This is a genomic window from Ramlibacter sp. WS9 (assembly GCF_003797765.1).
Taxonomy (GTDB): Bacteria; Pseudomonadota; Gammaproteobacteria; order Burkholderiales; family Burkholderiaceae_C; genus Ramlibacter.
The window spans coordinates 137,440-159,341 of the sequence record NZ_RKMB01000002.1; the positions used below are offsets into that span (position 1 = coordinate 137,440).

At 64.4% G+C, this 21,902-nt stretch carries 23 protein-coding genes; 12 read left to right on the forward strand and 11 right to left on the reverse strand.

Annotated elements, in window-relative coordinates:
* Window positions 1-17: 17 nt before the first annotated feature.
* Both EEB15_RS03530 and EEB15_RS03535 read right to left on the reverse strand, forming a co-directional pair.
* Window positions 18-2,363, reverse strand: a complete 2,346-nt coding sequence (locus tag EEB15_RS03530) for a xanthine dehydrogenase family protein molybdopterin-binding subunit (protein ID WP_141508156.1) — start codon at window positions 2,361-2,363, stop codon at window positions 18-20.
* Complete coding sequence (locus EEB15_RS03535) at window positions 2,360-2,848, reverse strand: (2Fe-2S)-binding protein (RefSeq protein ID WP_141508157.1); 489 nt, start codon at window positions 2,846-2,848, stop codon at window positions 2,360-2,362. The genes EEB15_RS03530 and EEB15_RS03535 overlap by 4 nt, the downstream gene beginning before the upstream one ends.
* A 160-nt stretch (window positions 2,849-3,008) precedes the next feature.
* Between EEB15_RS03535 and EEB15_RS03540 the strand changes: the two genes are divergently transcribed.
* The 6 genes from EEB15_RS03540 to EEB15_RS03565 all read left to right on the forward strand — a co-directional run bounded on the left by EEB15_RS03540 (window position 3,009) and on the right by EEB15_RS03565 (window position 7,828).
* Window positions 3,009-3,734: a hypothetical protein gene (locus EEB15_RS03540; protein WP_141508158.1), complete on the forward strand. Its 726-nt coding sequence runs from the start codon at window positions 3,009-3,011 to the stop codon at window positions 3,732-3,734.
* A 413-nt stretch (window positions 3,735-4,147) separates the two neighbouring features.
* Window positions 4,148-4,417: a BrnT family toxin gene (locus tag EEB15_RS03545; protein WP_141508159.1), complete on the forward strand. Its 270-nt coding sequence runs from the start codon at window positions 4,148-4,150 to the stop codon at window positions 4,415-4,417.
* A complete protein-coding gene (locus tag EEB15_RS34440; protein ID WP_141508160.1) occupies window positions 4,401-4,700 on the forward strand; it encodes a BrnA antitoxin family protein in 300 nt (99 codons plus the stop codon). Before EEB15_RS03545 ends, EEB15_RS34440 begins: the two co-directional genes overlap by 17 nt.
* 93 nt (window positions 4,701-4,793) lie before the next feature.
* Window positions 4,794-5,285: a hypothetical protein gene (locus tag EEB15_RS03555; protein ID WP_141508161.1), complete on the forward strand. Its 492-nt coding sequence runs from the start codon at window positions 4,794-4,796 to the stop codon at window positions 5,283-5,285.
* A gap of 244 nt (window positions 5,286-5,529) precedes the next feature.
* Entirely contained in the window at window positions 5,530-6,306 is a 777-nt protein-coding gene (locus EEB15_RS03560) for a DUF6602 domain-containing protein (protein ID WP_141508162.1), read from the forward strand.
* 181 nt (window positions 6,307-6,487) lie between these two features.
* Entirely contained in the window at window positions 6,488-7,828 is a 1,341-nt protein-coding gene (locus EEB15_RS03565; protein WP_141508163.1) for a putative sensor domain DACNV-containing protein, read from the forward strand.
* A gap of 394 nt (window positions 7,829-8,222) precedes the next feature.
* On the opposite strand, the gene EEB15_RS03570 is transcribed toward EEB15_RS03565, so the two are convergent.
* The 6 genes from EEB15_RS03570 to EEB15_RS03595 all read right to left on the reverse strand — a co-directional run bounded on the left by EEB15_RS03570 (window position 8,223) and on the right by EEB15_RS03595 (window position 14,247).
* Window positions 8,223-8,585: a glycine cleavage system protein H gene (locus EEB15_RS03570; RefSeq protein WP_233259340.1), complete on the reverse strand. Its 363-nt coding sequence runs from the start codon at window positions 8,583-8,585 to the stop codon at window positions 8,223-8,225.
* Window positions 8,582-9,193, reverse strand: coding sequence for a peroxidase-related enzyme (locus EEB15_RS34140; protein WP_141508164.1), 612 nt, complete (start codon window positions 9,191-9,193; stop codon window positions 8,582-8,584). Before EEB15_RS34140 ends, EEB15_RS03570 begins: the two co-directional genes overlap by 4 nt.
* The gene (locus EEB15_RS34145) at window positions 9,190-9,714 is read right to left on the reverse strand and encodes a CMD domain-containing protein (RefSeq protein WP_141508165.1); all 525 of its coding nucleotides are present in this window, start codon (window positions 9,712-9,714) and stop codon (window positions 9,190-9,192) included. Before EEB15_RS34145 ends, EEB15_RS34140 begins: the two co-directional genes overlap by 4 nt.
* A complete protein-coding gene (locus tag EEB15_RS03585) occupies window positions 9,711-11,201 on the reverse strand; it encodes an NAD(P)-binding domain-containing protein (protein ID WP_141508166.1) in 1,491 nt (496 codons plus the stop codon). Before EEB15_RS03585 ends, EEB15_RS34145 begins: the two co-directional genes overlap by 4 nt.
* An 11-nt stretch (window positions 11,202-11,212) precedes the next feature.
* Window positions 11,213-12,190, reverse strand: coding sequence for a tripartite tricarboxylate transporter substrate binding protein (locus EEB15_RS03590; RefSeq protein ID WP_141508594.1), 978 nt, complete (start codon window positions 12,188-12,190; stop codon window positions 11,213-11,215).
* Window positions 12,191-12,261: 71 nt separating this feature from the next.
* Window positions 12,262-14,247 (reverse strand): aminotransferase class V-fold PLP-dependent enzyme, encoded by a 1,986-nt coding sequence (locus EEB15_RS03595; RefSeq protein ID WP_141508167.1) that lies wholly within the window; start codon window positions 14,245-14,247, stop codon window positions 12,262-12,264.
* An 85-nt stretch (window positions 14,248-14,332) separates the two neighbouring features.
* Here EEB15_RS03595 and EEB15_RS03600 point away from each other — a divergent pair, with 85 nt between their 5' ends.
* Entirely contained in the window at window positions 14,333-14,809 is a 477-nt protein-coding gene (locus tag EEB15_RS03600; RefSeq protein WP_141508168.1) for an Lrp/AsnC family transcriptional regulator, read from the forward strand.
* Between the two features lie 2 nt (window positions 14,810-14,811).
* Here EEB15_RS03600 and EEB15_RS03605 read toward each other — a convergent pair whose 3' ends face one another.
* The 3 genes from EEB15_RS03605 to EEB15_RS03615 form a co-directional block, all read right to left on the reverse strand.
* Complete coding sequence (locus tag EEB15_RS03605; RefSeq protein WP_141508169.1) at window positions 14,812-15,711, reverse strand: LysR family transcriptional regulator; 900 nt, start codon at window positions 15,709-15,711, stop codon at window positions 14,812-14,814.
* Window positions 15,712-15,777: 66 nt separating this feature from the next.
* Window positions 15,778-16,845: an NAD/NADP octopine/nopaline dehydrogenase family protein gene (locus EEB15_RS03610; RefSeq protein WP_141508170.1), complete on the reverse strand. Its 1,068-nt coding sequence runs from the start codon at window positions 16,843-16,845 to the stop codon at window positions 15,778-15,780.
* Between the two features lie 10 nt (window positions 16,846-16,855).
* Entirely contained in the window at window positions 16,856-17,857 is a 1,002-nt protein-coding gene (locus EEB15_RS03615) for a tripartite tricarboxylate transporter substrate binding protein (RefSeq protein ID WP_141508171.1), read from the reverse strand.
* Window positions 17,858-18,172: 315 nt separating this feature from the next.
* On the opposite strand from EEB15_RS03615, the gene EEB15_RS03620 reads away from it, so the two are divergent.
* The 5 genes from EEB15_RS03620 to EEB15_RS03640 all read left to right on the forward strand — a co-directional run bounded on the left by EEB15_RS03620 (window position 18,173) and on the right by EEB15_RS03640 (window position 21,900).
* Window positions 18,173-18,655, forward strand: a complete 483-nt coding sequence (locus EEB15_RS03620; RefSeq protein WP_141508172.1) for a GreA/GreB family elongation factor — start codon at window positions 18,173-18,175, stop codon at window positions 18,653-18,655.
* Between the two features lie 70 nt (window positions 18,656-18,725).
* Window positions 18,726-18,932 carry a dodecin gene (locus EEB15_RS03625; protein WP_141508173.1) on the forward strand — a complete coding sequence of 69 codons (207 nt, stop codon included), beginning with the start codon at window positions 18,726-18,728 and terminating at the stop codon, window positions 18,930-18,932.
* Window positions 18,933-19,162: 230 nt separating this feature from the next.
* Window positions 19,163-19,822: a metalloregulator ArsR/SmtB family transcription factor gene (locus EEB15_RS03630; protein WP_141508174.1), complete on the forward strand. Its 660-nt coding sequence runs from the start codon at window positions 19,163-19,165 to the stop codon at window positions 19,820-19,822.
* Window positions 19,823-19,841: 19 nt separating this feature from the next.
* Entirely contained in the window at window positions 19,842-20,573 is a 732-nt protein-coding gene (locus EEB15_RS03635; protein WP_141508175.1) for an MBL fold metallo-hydrolase, read from the forward strand.
* A 4-nt stretch (window positions 20,574-20,577) separates the two neighbouring features.
* The gene (locus EEB15_RS03640) at window positions 20,578-21,900 is read left to right on the forward strand and encodes an MFS transporter (protein WP_141508176.1); all 1,323 of its coding nucleotides are present in this window, start codon (window positions 20,578-20,580) and stop codon (window positions 21,898-21,900) included.
* The last annotated feature ends 2 nt before the right edge of the window (window positions 21,901-21,902 follow it).

Here is a 21,902-nt window from a genome sequence, read left to right on the forward strand (position 1 = left end):
TCACACATGAGGTGATCTCACTGCAGCCCCGCCGCCTCGAACTCGCCCCGCAACGCGCTCCACACGGCCATCCCCGTCAGCGGCATCTGCACCTTCTCAGCCGCGCGCCCCAGCCCCGCACTCGCCAGGGCATCGACAACGGCGTTGACCACTGTAGGCGTCGCGCCGATCGTGCCGAGCTCGCCCACTCCCTTCACGCCGAGGGGATTCGTCGTGCAGGGGATGGACGTGTCGAACTCGGTCTTGAATGCGCGGAACACGTCAGCGCGCGGCAGGGCGTAGTCCATGAAGCTCGCGGTGAGCAGCTGGCCAGACTCCTTGTCGTACACCACGTGCTCGCTCAACGCCTGGCCGATGCCCTGCACGGCGCCGCCGTCCACCTGGCCGCGCACGATCGCGGGGCTCACGACCCGGCCGATGTCGTTGACGGAAGCGTAGGCGGCGATCTCGACGACGCCGGTTGCGGGGTCGATTTCCACTTCGCAGATGTGGCATGCATTGGGCCAGCTCGGCGCGCCGGCGGTGGCGCTTGCCTCCACGCGGATGCGGGCGTCCTGCTGCTTGCCCGCCAGTGCGAACAGGTCGATGCCCACGTCGGTGCCCGTCACGGTGAATCGGCCTTCGCTGTAGTGGATATCGCTCGCCGCGGCTTCGAGCGCCGCGGCGGCGAGGGACCTCGCGTGATCGATCGTCTGTTCCGACGCAACCTTCACCGCCGAGCCGCCCGTGAAGAGCGAGCGCGAGCCCGCGCTGCCGAATCCGTTCGCGGCATCGGTGTCGCCCTGCAGGACGCGAATGCGCTCGGGCGGCACGCCGAACACATCGACGGCAAGCTGCACATAGCTCGTCTGGATGCCCTGGCCCATGGCCTGCGTGGCCGAGGTGAGTTCGATGATGCCTTCAGGCAGCACGTTCACCGTCACGAGCTCGGTCAGCGCGTTGCCGCCGGTCCACTCCAGGAATGTCGAGATGCCGCGGCCACGCAGCTTGCCGCTCGCCACGGATTGCGCGCGCCTCGCGTCGAAGCCTTTCCAGTCGGCGAGGGCCAGCGTGCGGTCCATGATCTTCTCGAACTCGCCGCAGTCGTACACCTGCTGCATCGGATTCGTGTAAGGCATCTGGTCGGGCCGGATAAGGTTTCTCCGGCGCAGCTCGGACGGGTCCATCTTCATCTCGCGCGCCGCCGCGTCCATCAGCCGCTCGGTGACATAGATGGCTTCGGGCCGCCCCGCGCCGCGGTACGCGCCGATCAGCATCGTGTTGGTCATCACTGCCGTGAGATGCAGGTCGATCGCGGGAATGTCGTAGACGCTGGTCGTGACCCAGGGGCCGATCAACAGCGGGATGACGACGTTCGTCTCCGTCGCGTAGGCGCCGATGTTGGCGACCGAGCGCACGCGCAAACCCAGCACCTTGCCGCTCGCATCGAGCGCCATCTCCGCATGCGTGACCTGGTCGCGTCCGTGGGTCGACGCGAGGAATTCCTCGATGCGCTGCGAGTTCCAGCGCACCGGCCGTTTCAGGGCGCGCGCGGCGAACGCCACGACCACATCCTCGGGGTACAAGCCCGTCTTCATCCCGAACCCGCCGCCCACGTCGTTCACGAGCACGCGCACCTTCGAGGCGTCGATCCCTAACGCGCCCGACAGGCCATCGCGCACCGCGGTCGGCATCTGGCTCGACAGGCGGACCACCAGGCGGTCCGTGCCCGCCTCGGGTTCGACCGCGACGGAGCGTGGCTCCATGGGACTCGGTGCGAGGCGCTGGTTGACGATGTCGACCGACACCTTGTGCGCCGCGACGGCGAATGCCCGGTCCACCGCGGCCGCATCGCCGTGCCGCGTCTGGGCAGCGATGTTGTCGGGGGCGTCGGGGCACAGCGCGGGGGCGCCCGGTTTCATGGCGGCCAGCGCATCGACGACGCAGGGCAGCTCCTCGTACTCGATCACCACGGCTTCGGCCGCGTTCGTCGCGGTTTCGCGCGTGTCCGCCACGATGGCCACCACGGCTTCGCCAACGAATCGCACGGTTTCATGCGCGAGCGCGTACCGGCTTGCGGTTGCACCCGGCTTGCCATCGGGCCGCGGGAAGGGCAGGGGCTGGGTCAGCGTCTTCACGCCCGCCTGCACGAGTTGGGCGCCCGTGTACGCGGCCGATACGCCCGGCATGGCCAGGCAGGCGCCGACATCGATGGACACGATCCGCGCGTGCGCGTAAGGCGAGCGAAGGAACACCATGTGCACCTGTCCCGGCAAGGCGATGTCGTCGGTGAATCGTCCACGGCCCGCGACGAGCGCGGGGTCTTCCGCGCGGCGCACGTTCTTGCCGCTGCCGAAGCGGGCGGTTGTGAGGGGTTCGTTCATACCGCACCTGCCCGGCGTGCCGACATCGCGCCCGCCGCCTGCTGCACGGCGGCGACGATGTTCACGTAGCCCGTGCAGCGGCACAGGTTGCCTTCCAGGGCGTCCACGATCTGCGCCTCGGTCGGGTTCGAATTGCCGGCCAGCAGATCCGCGGCGGCCATGAGCATGCCCGGCGTGCAGAAGCCGCATTGAAGACCGTGTACGGACATGAACGCCTCCTGCAAGGGGTGCGGCGGCCCCCCTGCGGGCGCAAGGCCCTCCACCGTGGTCACCGAAGCACCTTGCGCCTGGACGGCGAGGATGTTGCAGCTCTTCACGGCCCTGCCGTCCAGCAGCACGGTGCACGCGCCGCACTGAGCCGTGTCGCAACCCATGTGCGTTCCCGTGAGCGCGAGCGGTCCGCGCAGCAGCTCGACGAGTAGCGTGTTGGGCGTCACCTCGGCGGCTGCGGGGCGGCCGTTGACCTTCAATTGCAGTTGAGTCATCGCGTCTCCTGTATTGCGTCCCGATGATAGGCACAACTGCAAAGGCGGGTGGGCGAGTCGCTGTTCGTCGAGATGCCGGCACGGATGTGGACACGTTGCCGTCGGCGCATGGCGGGGATGTCCGCTTTGGGTCGATAGCAGACGTCGCGATAATCCGGCCGTGTCCACGCTGTGCTATCAAGACTACTTCGACCTGCAACTTCGATTTGCCGCCCGGTACTCGCTACTTGCCGGCATCTCGTTCAGCGAAGGTGTGGCCGTATCCACCAACCTGCGTCGGCGGTTCGGTCTGTGGGGTTCGGCCGGCGAGCTCGAATGGGGCGGGTTCCTGCGGAAGATCGAGGGCAGCGCTTCACACCCCGAGATCCTGCGGGTCGTGATGGCAACTTACACCAGCGCTCCCCATCGAAGTCCATCGCACTTCGGCTGCTTCACTTATGACGCACCCGACGCGCGGGGTAGCCTCCGGCTCCACTTCATGCCTGACGAACGTCACCGGCAAGCAAGCCCGCTGGCCCAGACGTGTCTTCCCGAGCGCCGCGCAGAGCTGAGGGGACTGTTCATGGAGGTGCGGCGGCTCTATCCCGACGTGCGGGAAGTGAGAGGTCTCTCATGGCTTTACCACTTGCCGGGGTACAGAAGTCTCTTCCCAAGAACGTATGCGGTTTCGGCACGACCGACCACCGGACCCCTGAACATGAACGGCAGTTCCACGTGGGGGCAGGTCTTGGACTTTCGGCTCCAGCTACGGCCAGGCATCGCAGATCAAGTGCTCGCCCTGCTTGGTCCCTCGACGGTAGATATGCCCTGGCTGGCTTTCCCGCTCCATCCGATGTCCGCGGTCTGTCCGGCCTCTGAATTTTTTGATTGGCTTGCCCGGCGCTAGGCGACTTGCGCCGTATGGCGGCTTTCGGCCATGAACGGCCCCACACGAAGGACCGCTTGGGGCAAGCTAAATTCTCGCCTGCCGCTCGTGGACTGTGTACTTATCTGCTACGAAGCGGTAGGATCGCGACGAGATTCGCACTGATGCGGACTTAGGAGAGGGAGATGCCAGCCCAGCGCTGCGCGCCGGCTTATCGCGCGACACATCCTACGGACGTTTTGGTTCGCCAGAGCGCGTTCTCCGCTGGCGTGTGCCGTCCGAGCCGCAGCCCGCCAACGATGATGTTTGGTCAAATATCCTGGAATCGCCAGGATATTTCGTCGCCGACACCAAGTTCGACCTCATCGGACCGCATGCGCTGATCCACCTCCTGACACACTTGACAGGCGCATTTAGTGTAGCTACATTAAAGCATGCAAATTGAGTTCGACCCGGCCAAAGACTCGGCGAATCTTGAAAAGCACGGCGTATCGCTGGCCTTGGCTGAAGAACTCAATTGGGAAGCTGCGCTGGTATGGGTGGACGAACGCTTTGAGTATGACGAATTGCGCATGATCGCGCTCGCGCCAAAGACCGAGATCCTGTACTACGTAGCCTTTGTTGATAACGGCGAAGTATTGAGAATCATCAGTCTGCGCCGAGCTACTCGTCGTGAGGTGAAGCACTATGTCGAAAATCTCTAAGCGACCTGCCGTCGTCTTGCCTAGCGTTGAGGAGGACAAGGCCATTACAAAGGCGGCTCGCAACGATCCTGATGCGCAGCCGCTTACGCCAACGCAGCTAAAGGCCATGGTTCCCATGCGTGCGTTGCGGGGTCGGCCGAAATCTGAAAATAGAAAACTATTGGTGTCTGTACGGTACAGCCCGGAGGTGGTCGCCTATTTCAAGTCCACTGGTGACGGTTGGCAATCAAAAATGGATGGCGTGCTTCGTCAATATGTAGCTCGCCATTCCCGCAGAGCGTGAGAATGAGGTCGAACTGGGCGGTCAACGCGGACGCTGCGCAAACGGCCGCGCAGCGCCGGTTACCTCCACGTTAAACCTCAGGAATTTACACGCATGGCGCAAGAGTTCGACCGGATTGAACCCACCTTTAACGGCGGTCCGATCCAGACGCCATCACGCGCTCCAATTGCCGACGCGACATTCGATCATCGATACAGGCCAACTTCCGTGCCACTTGAAGTCGCCTCCAACCTTAGAGGAAAGCGCCAAGGTCGATTGGCGCCTTACGAGAAGGCTGGAAGAGTCATCCGTTTGATGGCGTGGGTCACGGCTGCCATTTTCGTGGGCATCGGCGCCGCAGTCGGCTTCCCGGCATTTGCATCTGGGAAGTATCCGCCACGTGAGTTCATAGGACTGGCCGCATTTGCTGTGGTGATCACAGGGGCATTGTTTTGCGTCGCGTGGGGAGTATTTCGTCGCAGAACTTGGGCCCGTGTCGCTGGCGTCATCTACGGAGTCATTAGTTTGCCGGTTTTTCCGATCGGGACTATGGTTGGCATCTACCTTCTTTGGATACTTCCGTTTCGGTGGCACCATGAGGCGTAGATTCAATCGACGCGGACCCACAACGGCAGGCTGCGGCTTCGCCGCTCACGTTGGTGGTCCGGTCATTTTTGCGTTGAGGTTGTGCAAAAACTAAAACGAGGGCAATGACATCGATGCGCCAAGAAAATCGACCCCTCAGAACGGCCTACAAGCGACGATCGTGCACCTCGGAAGGGGTCAAGGACCCCGGAAATCGACCGTGTTGTCCCGAAGCCAACCTTTTTGCACAACCTCGTTAGCCCTCATGAGCGCCGTAGAGATCAAGCTCCAATTTCGCCGAATTGCGAACGCACTTGCTGCCGCGGCCGAAGTAGCCGGTGGAACCGGTCATGCGAGCACAACAGGCCGGTTACGCGAAGTCCTAGTCCAGCAATTTCTTCGCCCCCACCTGCCGCGAAATCTTGAGATCCGATCTGGTGTGATTCTGGACGCTACTGGCGCCAAGTCGAAGCAGCAAGATTGCGTGCTGGTGGACACACGGCTACCGTTAGTTGATGTCGGTTCTAGTACCGATGCTCTGCTTATCGCGGAAAGCGTGGTCGCCACGGTCGAGGTGAAGAGCTATCTTAGTGTCGAGGAGCTTAAGACCACAATCGAAGCCATTTCCCAGACTATTCGCCTTGTGCGAAATGGAGTCCAAGTTTATCGAAAGGGGTCGGTTGAGATGCGCCTTCCTAAACCCAACCCAATCCTGACATACATCTTTGCGTATGACGGAGCATCGCTTGAGACCCTCTCTCAAACGATCACAACAGAAGCAAACGAAAGAAAGGATGGTGGCGTTTCTCCTGATGCTATTTGCGTGTTAAAGAAAGGCGTATTACTTCGCTCACAGCTTATGCCCGTGGTCGATGGTTCACACGTCCGACTTCCCTCCTTCAAGGAAACGACCCTAACCGGGCAGCCTTTAGTCAAGGATGCCCTTCTTGCCTTTTACCGTCGGCTGATTGATGACGTGATGCCGTTACGAATGGAGAACATCGACCTCGATGGTTACTACTCTCACGGAGACCTCGAATGATGGCTAACAAGTCGCTCGACACGGAAACGCAACTGCAGGCTGCGGCTTCGCCGCGTGTGTTGCGTTCCGGTCAGCTCCAACGTTCGGCGGCCCCCGAGGCTCCGCTGTGCAGCGGGTGTATAGCCTCAGGACGAAGGACTCATCGGATGAATGGAACTCGAAGAGTCCTGCGGGCGTCGCCGTGACGACAAAGAAGCAAGCCAAGATTCTGGATCGTGTGTACCCGCGAAATCTGCATCGGATACTGCAGGGATTGTGGGACAGCAAGCCGTTCTTCCACGGCCGGCCGAACGTGGAGCTGCCAACAAAGGCAGTGTTCGACGAGATCATTGACGTCTGCTACCACGCGAGCATGCTAACGGAGGAAGGTCGGCCGACGGTATTCCGCATCGTCTTCCTCGACAGTCAAAGCGCGGTATCACCACGGGATGATGACGAGCTGCCGCCGGTCGGGCGATACCTGCTCAAGGGGCCTGTTCCATTCACTCCGGGGGAGCTTCGGCGGCTGGCCCCGGTGGCTGACCCGCGGCGGGTACTGATCGCGGTTGAGCAGTCCGGCGGACGGCTGCAAATCTACGGGTTATTAGATGTCGGCATGGCGCTGTGGGAGATGGCCCGGCACGAGCGAGTTATGGGAACCTCGTCGCCCGATGCCCTGGTCGTGACGTCCACCCGACCTGGCGAGCTGAGCATCTCTCGCGGGGACAGGTCGGTGATCCGGATGCGCGACGGGGGGATCGTGTCCGCGGCGCAGAGCGTCTTGCTAAAAGGGCCAGTGGCCGAGTTTTTCGATGCGGCGTCCTGGTTATTCATCCACAACGCCTGTCAGCTATCGGGCATAGATCAAGACCCCGCCGAGGACGACGGGCTGAGCTTCGCCCACCAGTCATTTATCGAGATGGTTCTCTTGTACACAGCCGAACTCAAACACGGCGGCACGCTGCTGTTCATGCCGGAGGAGATTACACATGAAGACTCTCGCCTGCTAAGCCGGGCGTCGATCAAGTACGTCTTGCCCAGCACGCGACCGCAAGACGCTCTGATGTCGGCAATGGCGGCGAGGCTGAAGCGCAACGCCTTGGCGGAGAAACTGCAAAATCGGCGAACGGTGAACGCGGAAGAGCTGGAGCAGCTGGATGCGCTGGCGTGGGATCAGCAGAACTGCGAAGACGTGGCGAGGGATGCCGCGCGATTCATCGCGTCGCTGACAGCCGTTGATGGTGCGGTGGTGTTAACCGACACATTGAGAATCATCGGCTTCGGGGCGGAGGTCACGGCTAGCTTTTCAGGAGCAGACAAGGTGTACGTTGCGCACACGGCGGAAGCAACCGACACGAAAGAGGTACGGTTTGCGGAATACGGTACGCGGCACCGATCGACCTTCCGGTTCGTCGCGAGCATGGAACCGTCGGTGGGGTTCATCATGTCTCAGGATGGCGGGGTTAAGGCGGTCAGGCAGGTGGGATCGAAGCTGGTGATGTGGCCGTACTTTCAGATTGGCTTTACCACGGCCTTGTCGTAGGCATCCGAATGCCACAACAATGCTTCTGTTTGGCTTGCGCAGCCGTCGTCGTTCTTCGGGGTGGGCGGTGCGGGGGGAGTGGAATGCTTGGTGGGAGCAACAGCAAAGGTGCTAACTAAAGGCCGCGGGCCAGGTCGCTGGACCGGAGCGGCCGAAGCGAATCTCCATGGTTCCACGAGTGTTACGCGGCGGCCCGGTCAACGCCAACCTTACGCGCCGGTCGACCAATTCACACCCGCTCCGATGGACTGGTTTGTGCCGGCGACCTTCTCCAATTGGTCGGCTGCTCAGGGTCGGAAGCGGCCATTCGCTGCGTGCAGTCCATGGCGTCCTTCATCACGTAGACCTACAAGCCCTTTGGCTGCCGGGGTTCGGCCTTCGTCGGCGTTGACCCTCAGCCTGTCATGGCGTGGTACGCCACTTCGTCCATGAGCTTATCGAAACGTCCGAGGTCGACCTTGTCGAGTTTCACAATCCAGCCCGCACCCAGGGGGTCGTCGTTGACCAGGCCCGGCTGTTCTTGCAAGGCGGGGTTGACCTGTGCAATCTCGGCATCGAGTGGCATGTACAGGTCGGAAGCGGTCTTCACTGACTCGACGATGCCGATGACGGTGTTTTCGTCTTGCGGGCCGCGTGCGGTGACCTCTACGGCGACGATCTCGCCGAGCGTGTCTTGCGCGTGACGGGTGATGCCGGCGGTGGCCTGTTGACCGCCATCCATCCGGATCCAGAAATGCTCGGTGGTGTAACGGATCACAGCTGTCCTTTCTCGGCCAGGGTGCCGTCGAGGTGAATGGGCTCGCCCAGGTTCAGCATCAGGCGATTGGCCCAGGCGAACAGGGCGACCGCGTGCACCAGGTCCAGAATTTCGACATCCGTCAGGCCGGCGTCGCGTGCGTCGCGCACATGCTCGGCATCGAGCTGCGCGGGCGACAGCGCCAGGGCGGTCGAGAAGCGGACAATGGCGCGTTCACGCTCGCTGGTGCCGGCCGTCAGCGGGTCTTCAAACACCTGGGTGATGACGTCGTTGCGCTTGGCCAGTTGTTCGAAGCGCTGCGCGTGCACCGATGCGCAGTACACGCAGCCGTTGAGACGCGACTCCACCGTGGCACCGAGTTCGCGCTCGGCCCGCGGCATGCCGCCCGGTGCGAACATGATCGCGTTGAAGGCGATGGAGCGCTGCAGCAGCATTTCGGGCTGGTGCGCAAGCAGGAGAAAGTAGGCGGAGCTCTTCGCTTGCGGACTCATGGCCTCCAGTGCAGCCATCTGCTCCGGTGTGGCGGCCTCGGGCTTGACCGGCTCCAGCCACGGTGCCCACTCGAGCACTTCATTGGTGAAGCCTTTGATGCGGATGACATCACTCATGCGGGCATCTCCGCGGCGGCCATCGCGCGCAGGCCGGCTTGCAGCCGGATCTGGTAGGACAAGAAGGCGATGAGCTGGCTGACGGCGACGACGGCCGGTGTGCTCAGGCCTGCCGCGATCAGGGCACCGACCGCTTTGCGGTCCCCCTCGATGGGCTTCTCGATCAGCGTGCGGGTGAAGCCGAGCAAAGCACGCACACGTGCATCGGCGGCGATGACCTGATCGGCCCCCTGGTCGACCGTGCCGACCAGGGCGGGGTCGGCCCCTTCGGCCTGTAGCCGTTCGCGGTAGTGTTCGGCCAGGGCGACAGCGCCACTCAGTCGGCAGGCATGCAGCGCGACGAGGAGCCGCTCGACCACGCTGATGCCCGTCACGGCAGCGGAAAACATGGCTTCGTAGCTGCCCTGGGTGGCGGCGACGATCTTGGGGCGCTGCTGCCGCAGGCTGTGCAGGGGCTCGCCGGTTGCCAAGGGCACGGTGTGATCGATGACGTCGACCGTCGCCGAAGTGGAGGGGGTCATGACAGTGTGGCCTTCATGGGGTAGTGGTTGTTTGGCAAGGATTCGGCGGGCACCCATTCGTCGCCCAACAACTCGGGTTCGTCGTAGGCCTCCAGGTTGGCCAGATGCTGCTCGAAGTCTTCGCAATAGAAATGGCTGGCGATGCCCGCAGCCAGCCGGCGTGCGCCGTCGCTGATGTTGGGGATGTCGCCGGAGACAGCGCCATGCGACAACGTGGCGGGGTAGCAGAAGCAGTGCACGCGCGACAGGCCGCGGCAGTTGCCAGGCGTCTTTTCCCGGAATTCGAAGCAGGGCCCCAGGTCCGGCGAGTCGGCCAGCTCCGGGTCTTCGTGACCGCGCGGGGGCTGGAAGCGATCCGCCCACACGCGGATGTGGGGCGCGATGGTTGCGTATTCGGGGCGGGAACTCCAATCGGTGCGAAAACCAGTGGAGGCGATCAGGAAGTCAAACTCGAATTCACCCTTGGGCGTCCGGACGAGCAGGCCGTCATCGTGACGCTGCACGTCCAACACGGGGCAGTCCAGTTGGAAGTGGGCATTTGGATGCCGCGATACGCGCAGGGTGCTGCCGCGTGGCGGCGGCACCTGGGAAGCATTGATGAAGTGACGCAACCGCCATTTGTCGGCGTCGGGCAAGTCATGGTGACCCTGGGTCAGCCCGGCCACGCTGGCGCCCTTGCCTTTGTTGATACGCGGCAAATCTTTGCGGCGGATCAACAGATGCACGCTGTGGGCGCCCGCCTCCAGCGCCGTCGCAGCGCTGTCCATCGCGGAGGAGCCGGCGCCAATGACTGCCACCCTTTTGCCGGCGAGCGTTCCGTAGTCCATCGCATCCGAGGAATGGGCCCACAGCGTACGCGGCAGCGCACTCACGAAGCCAGGCACCGCGGGCCCGCCCAGGCCGTCGCGGCCGGTGGCCAGCACGACACGGCGCGCCAGCAGGACGCTGCTACCCGCCGGGGTTTGCAGGTCGAGGTGCACCAGTCCGTCGGCCCGAGGCACGATCCCGGTGACGGCGGTGTCGTTGCGCACGTCCACCCGCATCACGCGCCGGTACCAACGCAGGTAGTCCATCCACTGCAGGCGCGGGATCTTGTCCAGCGCCGCCCAGGCCGCGTGGCCGAACTGGGCCACGAACCAGGCCCGGAAAGTGAGCGCGGGCAGCCCCATGGCAGGGCCGGTCAATTCCTTGGGCGAGCGCAGGGTTTCCATGCGGGCGGTAGTGGCCCACGGACCTTCGAAGCCCTCAGGGGCGCGGTCCAACACGACCGCCTTGATGCCCTGATGCGCCAGCCCCACCGCAGCGGACAAGCCCGCTTGCCCGCCGCCGACGATGGCAACATCGAGGACGGAGCTACCTTCGTGTTCGCGTGCCTGCATCCAGGCCCGCGGCGGCAGGCCAAGGCACACGAGGTCCTCGGCCAGGCGCTCTTCCAGTGCGGTCAGGCCGGTGAGGCCGGTGGGTCCGGTGTGAGGGCTTGAGGGCATGGCGGACGGGTTCAGTTCAGTTGGATGGAGGCAGCCTTGATGACTTCTGCCCACTTGATGCGGTTGTTGTGCACGGTCTGCTTGAACTGCGCCGGCGTTTCGATGCGCAGGGTGTTGCCTTGGCTTTCGAACCTGCTGCGGATGTCGGGCTGCTGCACCACGGCGGCGATGGCTGCATTGAGCTTGTCGACGATGGCGGGGTCGGTGCCAGCGGGCGCGAACACGCCGAACCAGATGGAGCTGTCAAACCCTTGGGCACCCGGCACTCCGCTGGAGGCGATGGTCGGGACCTCGGGAATCGCAGCCACGGGTTTGGCGGTCGTCACGCCCAGCAGGCGGACCTTGCCGGCCTTGTAGTGCGGCAGCGCGGTCTGCACCTGGCTCATGACGCAGCAGGTTTCACCGCGCACCACCGAAGTCAGGGCTTCGGGGCCACCCTTGTAGGGCACATGCGTCATGGTGAGGCCCAGCCGCGCATTGAACTCGGCAAAGGCCATATGGGTGCCCGTGCCATTGCCGGTGGATGCGAAGTTGTACTTGCCCGGGTTGGCCTTGATGAGTGCCACGAATTCCTTGAGCGTGGTGGCGGGGACGATGTCGGGGTTGACCATCAACACGTTGGAGACGTCGAGCACGGGGGAAACAGGCACGAAGTCGGCTTCCACATCGAAGGTGAGCTTCTTGTACAAGGCGGCGTTGCTGCCATGGGTGGCGGCAGTGCCGAACGCCAGGGTATAGCCATCGGCTTTGGCTCGCGCCACGTATTCGCTGGCAATGTTGCCGGCTGCCCCGGATTTGTAGTCGATGATGATCGGCTGGCCCAGGCTCTGGCTCAGGGGCTCCTGGATGGAGCGTGCCACCACGTCGACGCCGGAACCGGCAGGAAAACCCATGATGAGCGTGATGGGCCGCGTGGGCCAGGATGCAGCAGGTTGCGCATGGGCGACTTGAAGCGCCATGGCCGCGCAGGCGGCGATGATGGCGGCCATCGGGCCGCGATGGAACAGGGTCGAGGGCAGCGTGAACATGGGTTTCCTTCGAGGAGGCGATGAACGGTCGGTCATATGTTAAGCGCGAGCCCGCCCTCCAGGCTCCACGCGCGCCCGTGGCCGAGGCGGCGAAGGGCGCGAGCGGCTTGGGCACTGCGGTTGCCGGAGCGGCAATAGAAGACGACGTGCCTGTCGGGCGAAGCGAGCCACCGGGGCAGCGCGTTCACCAGCGTGGAGAGCGGAGCCGACTGGCGCTGCACCGCGGTTTCGAACGCCGGGGCCAGTCCCAGCTTCTGTTCAAAAGCCTCGCGCACGTCCACCACGATGCATAGTTGGCCATCCGCGGCGATCTTGTCGAATTCGCGGCGTGACAACGCGACCCGCTCGTCGCGGGAGCAACCTCCAACCCCCTCGGTGCGGAGCGTGCTGGCGAAATGATCGTCGTGGTCATGGCCCGGCAAGAGCAATGCGTTCTGTCCCGTTGCGTTGCCGAAGGCGCGCAACGAGGAGCCGGGCATGACGGTATCGCCGACAAATGCAAAGACAAGGTCATCGCCCCGATGCAGCAGGTACATCGTCGAATCCACCGTGTGCCCGGGAACCCGAATGCGGCGCAAGCGGTGTTGACCCAGCGCGATCGACTCCTCGCCGATCGGCCATCCGAGCGCATCGCGCTCGCCGCCGTGACTGTGGGTGTCGAGAACCGCAACAAGGGTGTAGGGGTTGCACTTGAACCAGTTGGCGATGCGATCCTTCAGTTCCGGCAGCGGGTCGATCACCACGCAGCGGCGGCTGGGAGCGTCCGCCACAAGATAGCAGCAGGCCCCGTCGACGGCAAAGCGCGTGACCAGTTCCGGTGGCGCAACCGACGTCGCGGCTGCAGCCGGCAGGAGGCAGCTGGCTCTGGCCGATTCGCCGCAATCGCGGATGCGCGTGCAGGCGACCGCAATCGTGCCCGCGTCGACGTCCGGGGCGAATGACATCCGGATCGCCGAGGCTGTTTGCCACTGAGGCAAACCCATGGCTTCGAGCACGTGGCTCGGCGCAGCCTGCGACGCACTGCACGCGGAGCCGCCGCTGACCCGCAAGCCCGCGGAATCGAACAGATCGAGAAGCAGCTTGGAGCCGAGCCCCGGCACCGAAAAATTGACGGTGGTGGGCAAGCTGTTGTCCAGCGGCGCGTTGAAGACGACGCCGGGAAATGCGCCACTCAGTGCGGCCACCAATTGCTCGCGGTAGGCCGCGAGCGTCGCCGACGGCTGCAAGAGCTTTCCATGCTCCATCTCCGACAGCACGGCACCGAATGCGGCGATACCCGACATGTTCTCGGTGCCGGAGCGCCAGCCCTCCTCCTGGCCGCCGCCCGTGAACATCGGGGTGAAGGGCGCGCCTTCGCGTACATACAGGATGCCCACGCCCTTGGGTGCGAACAACTTGTGCCCCGACACCGGCGCATAGTCGATGGGCAGATCCGCGAGGTGCAGCGGCAGTTTGCCCAGCGCCTGCACGCTGTCGACGAGCCAAAGTGCTTGGGTTCCTTCGAGGACGGCGGCGATGCCCTCCAGATCGCTGATCACCCCCGTCTCGTTGTTGGCGGCCATCGTGCACACCATGGCCGCTTGCGCCACGTGGTCCGCCAGCCAGCCTAGGTCGTGGCGGCCGTCGCGTCCAACGGGAATGGCTCGAAGCTGCAGCCCCAGGCCGAGGACGGCGTTCCAATGCGCAAGCGCTTCCGGCACGGCCTTGTGCTCGGTGCCGCCATACAGCAGGAGTGTGGGACGCGCCGGGCCTTCCGAATGTCGCACCGCCGCCAGGGCGGAAAGGACTGCGGTGTGAATGCCTTCGGTCGCGCCGCTCGTGAAGAACAGGCGCCCCTGCGGCGCGCCCATCACGCGCCGGGCGGCGGCCCGGACGGAGTCGAGCACGGCTCTTGACCGCAACCCGGCGCTGTGTGTGCTGCTGGGGTTCGCGAAGTCATCGGCCATGGCCGACACCGCAGCCCGCTGCGCGCTGGCGAGCACCTGCGTCGTGGCGTTGCAATCGAGGTAAATTTCCATTGGACTGATTCTTCCAAATGGGGTGTGGAAGATTTTTGCGTTGTAGACTGGAGAATCGGTCCTTTGTAGAAGAATCTTCCACGCCATGCCCGCCCTCAAACTCGATGCCATCGACCTGAAGATTCTCGAATCCGTGCAGCGGGACGCGGGCCTGCAGATCTCGGAGCTGGCCGCCCGCGTCGGTTTGTCGCAGACGCCTTGCTGGCGCCGGATCCAGCGCCTGCGCGAGGCCGGCGTCATCACGCGCAACGTGATGCTGGTCGATGCGCAAAAGGTCAATGTCGGCGTCACCGTGTTCGTCGCGGTGAAAACCAGCACGCATACCGAGGCGTGGTTCAAGCGCTTCAAGAGCACGGTGGAGCTCATTCCCGAAGTCGTCGAGTTCTACCGCATGAGCGGCGACATCGACTATCTCTTGAAGGTGGTCGTTCCGGATATCGCCGCGTACGACCGCGTCTACAAGCGTATGACGGCCGATACGGCGATTTCCGACGTGAGCTCGAGTTTCGCAATGGAGGAACTGAAGTTCACGACGGAATTGCCGCTGACCTACGCCGGCTGACGCTATCCGACCGCGATGAAGAGCGGCGCCGATACCGCCCTGAGCGTGTTGATCGTCGCCTTCATGGCCGGCGTGACCGGACGATTGCGGGCGGTGGCCAGCACCGTCCTCACCTTGAATTCTTCGCCCAGCGAACGCTCCACGAAAGTGCCCTCGGCGAGCTCGCGGTAGATCGACAGCCGGGACACGATGGCGGCCGCGCGCCCGGCCGCGATGATCTCCTTGGTCATGTCGATGTCGTCGATCTCGTAGGCGGCATTCAGCTGGATCCCTTGCTTGGCCGCCCACAGGTCGATGTGCCGGCGCAGGCCTTGGCCGGGGCTGGGAAGGCGCAGCGGCAGGCCCTCGAAATCCGACGGGACGAACCCCTGCGGCGGAAGGGGAAAGTCCGGCCGCGCTGCCAGCACCACCCGGGCGGCGCCGAGTTCTTCGAGCACAAGCTGTGACGATATGCCCACGTCGCTGAGCACCCCGATGTCGACCTGCGCGTGAAGGACCCACTCGTAGATGTAGCGCGAATTGCCGCTCACGAGGCGAACGCGCACATCCGGGTACTCGGCGGCCATGGCGTCGAGCAGGCGCAGCCCGGCGGCACGGATGAACGATGGAGAAAGGGCAAGGTCGACCGGGCCGGCGGGTGTGCGGTCCTGGGCGGCGGCATTGGCCAGCGCTTCCTGCAACTGCGTGAGAAGCGGCCGCACGCTTTCCCGCAACCGCTCGCCTGCCAGCGTGAGGCTCACGCCGCGGCCGTGCCGGTACAGCAGCGGCGCACCGCAGGCTTCCTCGAGTTCCTTCACGTGCCGGCTCACTTGCGATTGAGGCACGCCAAGGATGCTGGCCGCGCTCGAGAGGCCACCCGATTCCGCGACGAGCAGGAAGGTTTCCAGGATGCGGGTTTCCATGTGGGTCTGGCCCACGTGCGGCGGGCACGCCGATCTTAGCGCCCCCTGCCTGTTGCCGGTGCGTGGTCATCGGTTGGCGTTCACCCGCGCCAGCAGGCCGTTCACCGACTCGGCCGGCAACCGCAGCGCGAAGATCAGGTCGTTGGCCGCGACGAAGTCTTCGCCGACGATCAGTCCCGCCATCGTCGCGATGGCTTGCGTCGCGGGCGCCGGCACCTGGGCCACGTGGCTGAGGGCCAGGGTGAAGACGAGCCCGTAGGGAACGTCCTCCGAGAGGAAGCGCGTCTGCACGTCCGTCGGGCCGGGCGGGCCGCCGCGCTTGTCGTGCAGTTCGGCGGCGATGTCGGCGAGGTGCTGCGCCTGTGTGTTGAACGACTGGGCGAAGTGCCGCTCTATGGTCCGCACGCGCAGGCCGAAGGCGCCCGCCACGGCCCTGCGCTCGGCGTCGAGCTGCTCGATGACGGCCGCCACGCGCGGCGTCATGAAGTGGTACTGCGGCCAGTTCTCGCCCCGCTCGATCCGCGTCCAGTTGAACAAGGCCAGCGGTGCGTGCACCACCGGATTGACGTTCGTGAGGGCAGTGGCCAGCGCGTTCTCGTCGGTGGTGAAGCCGTCGCCGAACAGCGCTTTGCACGTCGTCAAGGCCTGCTGTTCGCCCGAATGCGGCAGGCAGGAAACCCCCAGCGAAGTACGCCGCGTCATGATGCGCACGTGCGCCGCGGATTGCCGGCGAGCGGTCAGCACGGTGGTGCCGAAGCTGGCGACGGTGATGGACACCCCGCGCGTCAGCGCCGCCTCGTACAGGTATAGCGAGGACAGGGATGCCATGGAGCTGACGATGACCAGCTGGCCCGCACGCAGGTGCGGCAGCAATGCGTCCATGACCGCGCGGTGGCCGTTCAGCGGCACGGCCACCAGCAGGGCGTCCGCCTGCGCCGCAAGTTCGGCTGCACTGTCCGCCACGCCCACGTGCACGGCCGCTTCCAGCACACCCGACGACGTCAGCGCTTCCTTGCGCAGCACCTGCGCGCCGTTGCCGCGCGGTGCCCACAGCGTCACCTCATGGCCGCGGTGAACCATCCATGCCGCACTGGCGAGCGCGATTGCGCCGCAACCGACGATTCCAACCTTCACTCGATGTGCCTCACTCGCCCTTGATGTTTCCCTGGCGGGTGACGCGCTCCCAGCGCTGCGAGTCCTCGGCGATCACCTGGGCGAAATCGGCGCTGCCGGCGCAGGTGGCTTCCGCGCCCGATTCGCGCAGGCGCCGCTGGGTTTCGGGGAGGCGGCAGACAGTGAGCACTTCCGCGGCCAGCCGGTCCTGCATCGCCTGGGGCGTCTTGGCAGGGGCGAGCAAGCCAACCCATACCGGTACCGCGAGCCCGGAGATGCCGGTGGCCTGCTGCACCGTCGGCACGCGGGGCAGGTTGGCGATCGGCGCGGTCGTGAAGCTGGCGAGCACGCGGGCCTTGCCACCCTCCACCATCGTTTCGATCGAGGCGGCGCTGGTCACGATGGCGGCCACCTGCCCGCTCAGCAAGTCAACGATGGCCGGCGCCGCGCCCCGGTAGGGCACGTGCGTGAGCTTGACGCCGGATGCCTGGGCGAGCAGTTCGCCCGTCAGGTGTGAGACCGTGCCGTTGCCGGTCGACGCATAGGTCACCTTCCCGGGTTGTTCCTTCGCGGCCTTCAGCAGGTCGGGCAAGGTGCGCCAGCTGCTCTCGGTGCGTACCGCCACCACCATCGGCGTTTCCGCCACCATCGCGATCGGCACGAAGTCTTCGCGCGGCCGGTACGGCAGTTTCGACAGCAGATTGGGGGCGATGGAGATCGCGCCACCGGTGGCGAGCAGGAGCGTCGTTCCGTCCGCCGGTGCCTTGGCGACCGCGTCGGCGGCGATCACGCCGCCCGCGCCGGCCTTGTTCTCGACGATGACCGTCGTGCCGAGACGGCTCGCAAGATGTGTCGCCAGGTACCGGCCGATGATGTCCTGCGCCCCGCCGGGTGCGAAGGGGACCACGATCTTGATCGGCCTGGCAGGCGCCTGGGCCATGGCTGGCGCGAATGCGAACAGGGCTCCAGCGGCGAGCCCCGTGACGAAGGTGCGTCGCGCAAGACGGCGGGGAAAGGCAGGGAAGCGATCCATCGAGGGCACCTGGTTGTTGCGAGTCAGGGCAGTATTGACGGAAACCGCGCGCCGATGAAGGCCAAAACTCGGATGACAGCTATCCAGAGTGCGAGCGCGGGAGTTCCTCTCCTGCGGCGCGGGCAGTGACTTGGCAGGGGAAGACGTGGAAGATGACGGCTGCAATGGGTCTATGGTGTTGAAGAACTCGCCCGGACGGCGCGACCGTTTGAAAGATTGACGGCGCACTGCCGAAACCGCAATCGGGTCGACGGCTGGTGGAGCCCTTCATAATCAAGGCCTGCCCCCGCTTGTCTGAGATGCCTACCTTTCGTCATGGATAAATTCTTGCTGCAACAGCAGGTGCTGAATCGGCTCGCTGAAGACCTGCTGCAAGCCGAACAGGCAGTGCGGGCGGCCCATGAAACGGCGACCCACGAAGAAAACATCGCCGAAAACAAATACGACACATTGGGACTCGAAGCCGCCTACTTGGCCACCGGCCAAGTTCGGCGCGCCGAAGCCATCCGTAAGGCGCTGGCCAATTGGCGCCAATTCCGCCCGCCTTCCTACGACGTCAGAAAAGGTATACAGCTCGGCGCGCTGGTCTGCCTGGTCGATTCCGACGACAAGCAGCAACACCTCTTTCTCGGCCCGGATGGGGGCAGCATGAAGTTGGTCAGCGGCACTCAGCTGGTTCAGGTCATCAGCGGCGAAGCCCCTTTGGGCAGGGCCATGCTGGGCAAATGCGAGGGTGATGAGGTGTCGATACAGGTCGCTTCAATCCGACAGCAATTTGAGGTGCTGCGGGTTCATTAAGCCGTGAACGACTCCTGGGGGTCGAAAGCAGCCATACTGCTTTCATGTCCATCTCCAGCAAGGAGCCGCCATGTCCAAGCACGTCTACAAAACCGTCGAGCTCACCGGGTCGTCGCCTGTGGGCATTGAAGATGCCGTCACTTCCGCCATTGCCAAGGCGCACGAAACCGTTCGCAACATGCAATGGTTCGAGATCGTCGAGACACGCGGCCACATACAAGACGGCAAGGTCGCCCACTGGCAAGTGACGATGAAAGTTGGATTCACCCTTGAGTGAGAGCTGAATTCTGATTGGCCCTGGTGCGCACGAGGGCCGCTTTCGGCCAGAAGCGGGCCTCCATGGGGCTGCGCGGAAAGCGGCTGCCTTGCGGTCGAGGTGAGCCAAGTCGCCACGCGAAGACTCCGTCAACGGCTAGGTGGCCATCTGAGCAGCCACGGTTCCCGACTTCGTGCGGTGCGAAACCGAAGACCTAGCTCGATCATTCCAATAAGCATTAGAATGACAGAATGAAAAAGCGAGCGCTCAAGGATCTGCTGTACGAGCAAGTCGCCCGCATCGGCAAGGCAGTCGCCAGCCCCAAGCGGCTGGAGATGCTGGAAGTGCTGGCCCAGGGGGAGAAAACTGTCGAAGCTTTGAGCGTCGAGCTGTCGATCGACGTGAAACTGGCCAGTGCGCACCTGAAGGCGCTGCGCGAGGCGCGGTTGGTCGAGAGTCGGCGCGATGGTAAGTACATCTGCTACCGGCTTAGTGGCAAGGATGTCGCCGCGCTTTGGGTGAGTTTGCGCGAGGTTGCGCAGGAGCACCTGCTGGAGCTGCGCATGGCCGTCGACCAGATGATCGCGCAGCCAGAGAAGCTTTCCGGTGTCGGTGGAAAAGCTCTGATGGAACAGGCCAAGCGCGGCGAAGTCGTCGTGATCGACGTTCGGCCGCATGAAGAATACGAGGCCGGCCATCTTCCGTTCGCGCGGTCGATGCCCGTGGCCGAACTGGAGCAGCGGCTTTCGGAGCTTCCGCGCCGACAAACGATCGTCGCCTACTGCCGCGGGCCCTTCTGCATGCTTTCGGACGAAGCGCTGAAGCTGCTGCGCGCGCGCGGCTACAAGGCCACGAAGATTCTCGATGGCGTGAGTGAGTGGCAGGCAGCCGGCTTGCCTCTGGCGAAGTAGCGCGCAGAAGGGAGCCGCCATGTTCTTCAAGCAACTTACCGCCAAGGACGCGTCGCTCTCCTACTTGTTCGGATGCATCGGGCACGGGAAGGCGATTGCCGTGGATGTGGTTTCGGGTGACGAATCCTGGTTCGCCGAACAGGCTGCGGCGCTGAGGGTAAGCATCGGCTACGTCGTGGACACGCATCTGCACGCGGACCACTACTCCGGTGGACGAGCGCTCGCTGCACTGGTCGGAGCGCCGTATTGCCTGCATGAAGCGGCGCGCGAAGTGGTGGATTTCTCCTTCGAGCCGCTGCGCGATGACCAGGAGCTGGACATCGGCAATGTGCAGGTCACGGTCCTCCACACGCCTGGGCACACGCTGGAGAGTGTCTGCCTGCTGGTCAAGGATCTGCGCCGCGGCGATGCGCCTTGGTTCGTGGTCACGGGAGACACGCTCTTCGTCGGCGCTGTGGGCCGGCCCGACCTGGCGGGGCGCGAAGCCGAGATGGCCGGCATGCTGTACGACAGCCTGCACGACAAGCTGCTGAAGCTGCCGCCGGAGCTTGAGCTGTTTCCCGCACACCAGGCAGGCAGCGCGTGCGGCGTCGGGCTTTCCGGCAAACCGTCCTCCACGATCGGATTCGAAAGGCGCTGCAACGCGCTGCTATCCCTTGACCGGGAGGCGTTCGTCGCCGCGCTGACTTCCGAGATTCCGCCGCGGCCCGTCGGCATGAATGCGATCCTGGCCGCCAATACCGCGGCCTGAAGCGATGCAGCTGCAGCACGGCATCCGGCCCAATGCCGGCCAGTTCGTCCATCTGCTGTTGCAGGTGCTGCTGGTGGGCCTCACCATCGGGATGATGCGGACCGTGGTGCCCGCGATCGCCGAGGCCGAATACGGCGTGCCGCGCAACTCATTCCTGCTGCTCTCCGCATTCGTGCTCGCCTTTGGGGTCGTCAAAGGCGTCCTCAACTTCGTTGCAGGGCGTCTCTCCGAACGCATGGGACGCAAGAAGGTGCTGCTGCTTGGGTGGCTCGTGGCCGTGCCGATCCCGGTCATCGTGTGGCTTGCGCCCAGTTGGAACTGGATCGTCTTTGCCACGATTCTTCTGGGGTTCAACCAGGGCTTCTGCTGGTCGATGACGCAGACCGCCAAGCTGGACATCACACGCGCCGACGAGCGCGGGCTGACGCTCGGGCTCAACGAGTTCGCCGGCTACGCGGGCGTCGCAGCGGCCGGAATCGTGACGGCCTACATGGCCGCCGGGTTCGGGCCGCGCACGGGACTCCTGGTCTTCGGCCTGTCGGTGATCGGCGTGGCGCTGGTGCTGACCGTGTTTGGCGTGCGCGAAACGCTGCCGTGGGCGCACGCCGAAATCGCCGCACATCACGGTGTGGATCCCGGCCGGCCCACACCGCGCTACAACGCAAGTGTGTCGGTGCAGCCGACCACCCGCGAGCTGTTCGTGCTGGTGTCATGGCGCGACCGCCGCCTGGCCGCGTTGAGCCAGGCTGGCCTGGTCGAGAAGTTCGTGGATGCGCTGGTCTGGGTCTTCTATCCGGTGTACCTCTCGCAGCGCGGCCTGACGCTGCCCCAGGTGGGCTGGGTCATCGGCGTGTACGGCTTCGTCTGGGGAGGCTCGCAATTGTTCACCGGACGCCTGTCCGACCGGATAGGCAGGCACATGCCCAACGTCTGGGGAATGTGGCTGTGTGGCGCCGGCGTGGCCTTGATGTTGGCGGGCGCGGGGGTAGCATGGTGGTCGATGTCGGCGGCAATCACCGGCTTCGGGATGGCGTTGCTCTACCCCAATCTTTCCGCCGCGGTTGCAGACATCTCCCATCCCTCGTGGCGCGGGACTGCCATCGGCATCTACCGTTTCTGGCGCGACTTGGGTTACGGCGTAGGTGCACTCGGCCTGGGCCTGGCAGCACACTTCAGCGGCGCGATGGACGCGGCCTTCGTCTTTGTTGCTGTCTCCATGGGCTTGTCCGGCCTGGTGCTTTACCTGCTGGGCGAGGAAACCCACCCACTGCTGAATCCTGCGCCGGCAGCCGAGGCGCAGCGCAACCTGGATCACGGTGCGACATGAGT

Bases quoted from the DNA above. Each gene is read 5' to 3' on its own strand.
- EEB15_RS03605 (WP_141508169.1), bottom strand. From the start codon at position 15,711: ATGGAAACCCGCATCCTGGAAACCTTCCTGCTCGTCGCGGAATCGGGT.
- EEB15_RS34145 (WP_141508165.1), bottom strand. From the start codon at position 9,714: ATGACCCCCTCCACTTCGGCGACGGTCGACGTCATCGATCACACCGTG.
- EEB15_RS03640 (WP_141508176.1), top strand. From the start codon at position 20,578: ATGCAGCTGCAGCACGGCATCCGGCCCAATGCCGGCCAGTTCGTCCAT.
- EEB15_RS03595 (WP_141508167.1), bottom strand. From the start codon at position 14,247: ATGGAAATTTACCTCGATTGCAACGCCACGACGCAGGTGCTCGCCAGC.
- EEB15_RS34440 (WP_141508160.1), top strand. From the start codon at position 4,401: ATGTCGAAAATCTCTAAGCGACCTGCCGTCGTCTTGCCTAGCGTTGAG.
- EEB15_RS03535 (WP_141508157.1), bottom strand. From the start codon at position 2,848: ATGACTCAACTGCAATTGAAGGTCAACGGCCGCCCCGCAGCCGCCGAG.
- EEB15_RS03560 (WP_141508162.1), top strand. From the start codon at position 5,530: ATGAGCGCCGTAGAGATCAAGCTCCAATTTCGCCGAATTGCGAACGCA.
- EEB15_RS03615 (WP_141508171.1), bottom strand. From the start codon at position 17,857: ATGGATCGCTTCCCTGCCTTTCCCCGCCGTCTTGCGCGACGCACCTTC.
- EEB15_RS03625 (WP_141508173.1), top strand. From the start codon at position 18,726: ATGTCCAAGCACGTCTACAAAACCGTCGAGCTCACCGGGTCGTCGCCT.
- EEB15_RS03620 (WP_141508172.1), top strand. From the start codon at position 18,173: ATGGATAAATTCTTGCTGCAACAGCAGGTGCTGAATCGGCTCGCTGAA.
- EEB15_RS34140 (WP_141508164.1), bottom strand. From the start codon at position 9,193: ATGAGTGATGTCATCCGCATCAAAGGCTTCACCAATGAAGTGCTCGAG.
- EEB15_RS03635 (WP_141508175.1), top strand. From the start codon at position 19,842: ATGTTCTTCAAGCAACTTACCGCCAAGGACGCGTCGCTCTCCTACTTG.
- EEB15_RS03600 (WP_141508168.1), top strand. From the start codon at position 14,333: ATGCCCGCCCTCAAACTCGATGCCATCGACCTGAAGATTCTCGAATCC.
- EEB15_RS03555 (WP_141508161.1), top strand. From the start codon at position 4,794: ATGGCGCAAGAGTTCGACCGGATTGAACCCACCTTTAACGGCGGTCCG.
- EEB15_RS03545 (WP_141508159.1), top strand. From the start codon at position 4,148: ATGCAAATTGAGTTCGACCCGGCCAAAGACTCGGCGAATCTTGAAAAG.
- EEB15_RS03585 (WP_141508166.1), bottom strand. From the start codon at position 11,201: ATGCCCTCAAGCCCTCACACCGGACCCACCGGCCTCACCGGCCTGACC.
- EEB15_RS03530 (WP_141508156.1), bottom strand. From the start codon at position 2,363: ATGAACGAACCCCTCACAACCGCCCGCTTCGGCAGCGGCAAGAACGTG.
- EEB15_RS03630 (WP_141508174.1), top strand. From the start codon at position 19,163: ATGAAAAAGCGAGCGCTCAAGGATCTGCTGTACGAGCAAGTCGCCCGC.
- EEB15_RS03590 (WP_141508594.1), bottom strand. From the start codon at position 12,190: ATGGCCGCCATCATCGCCGCCTGCGCGGCCATGGCGCTTCAAGTCGCC.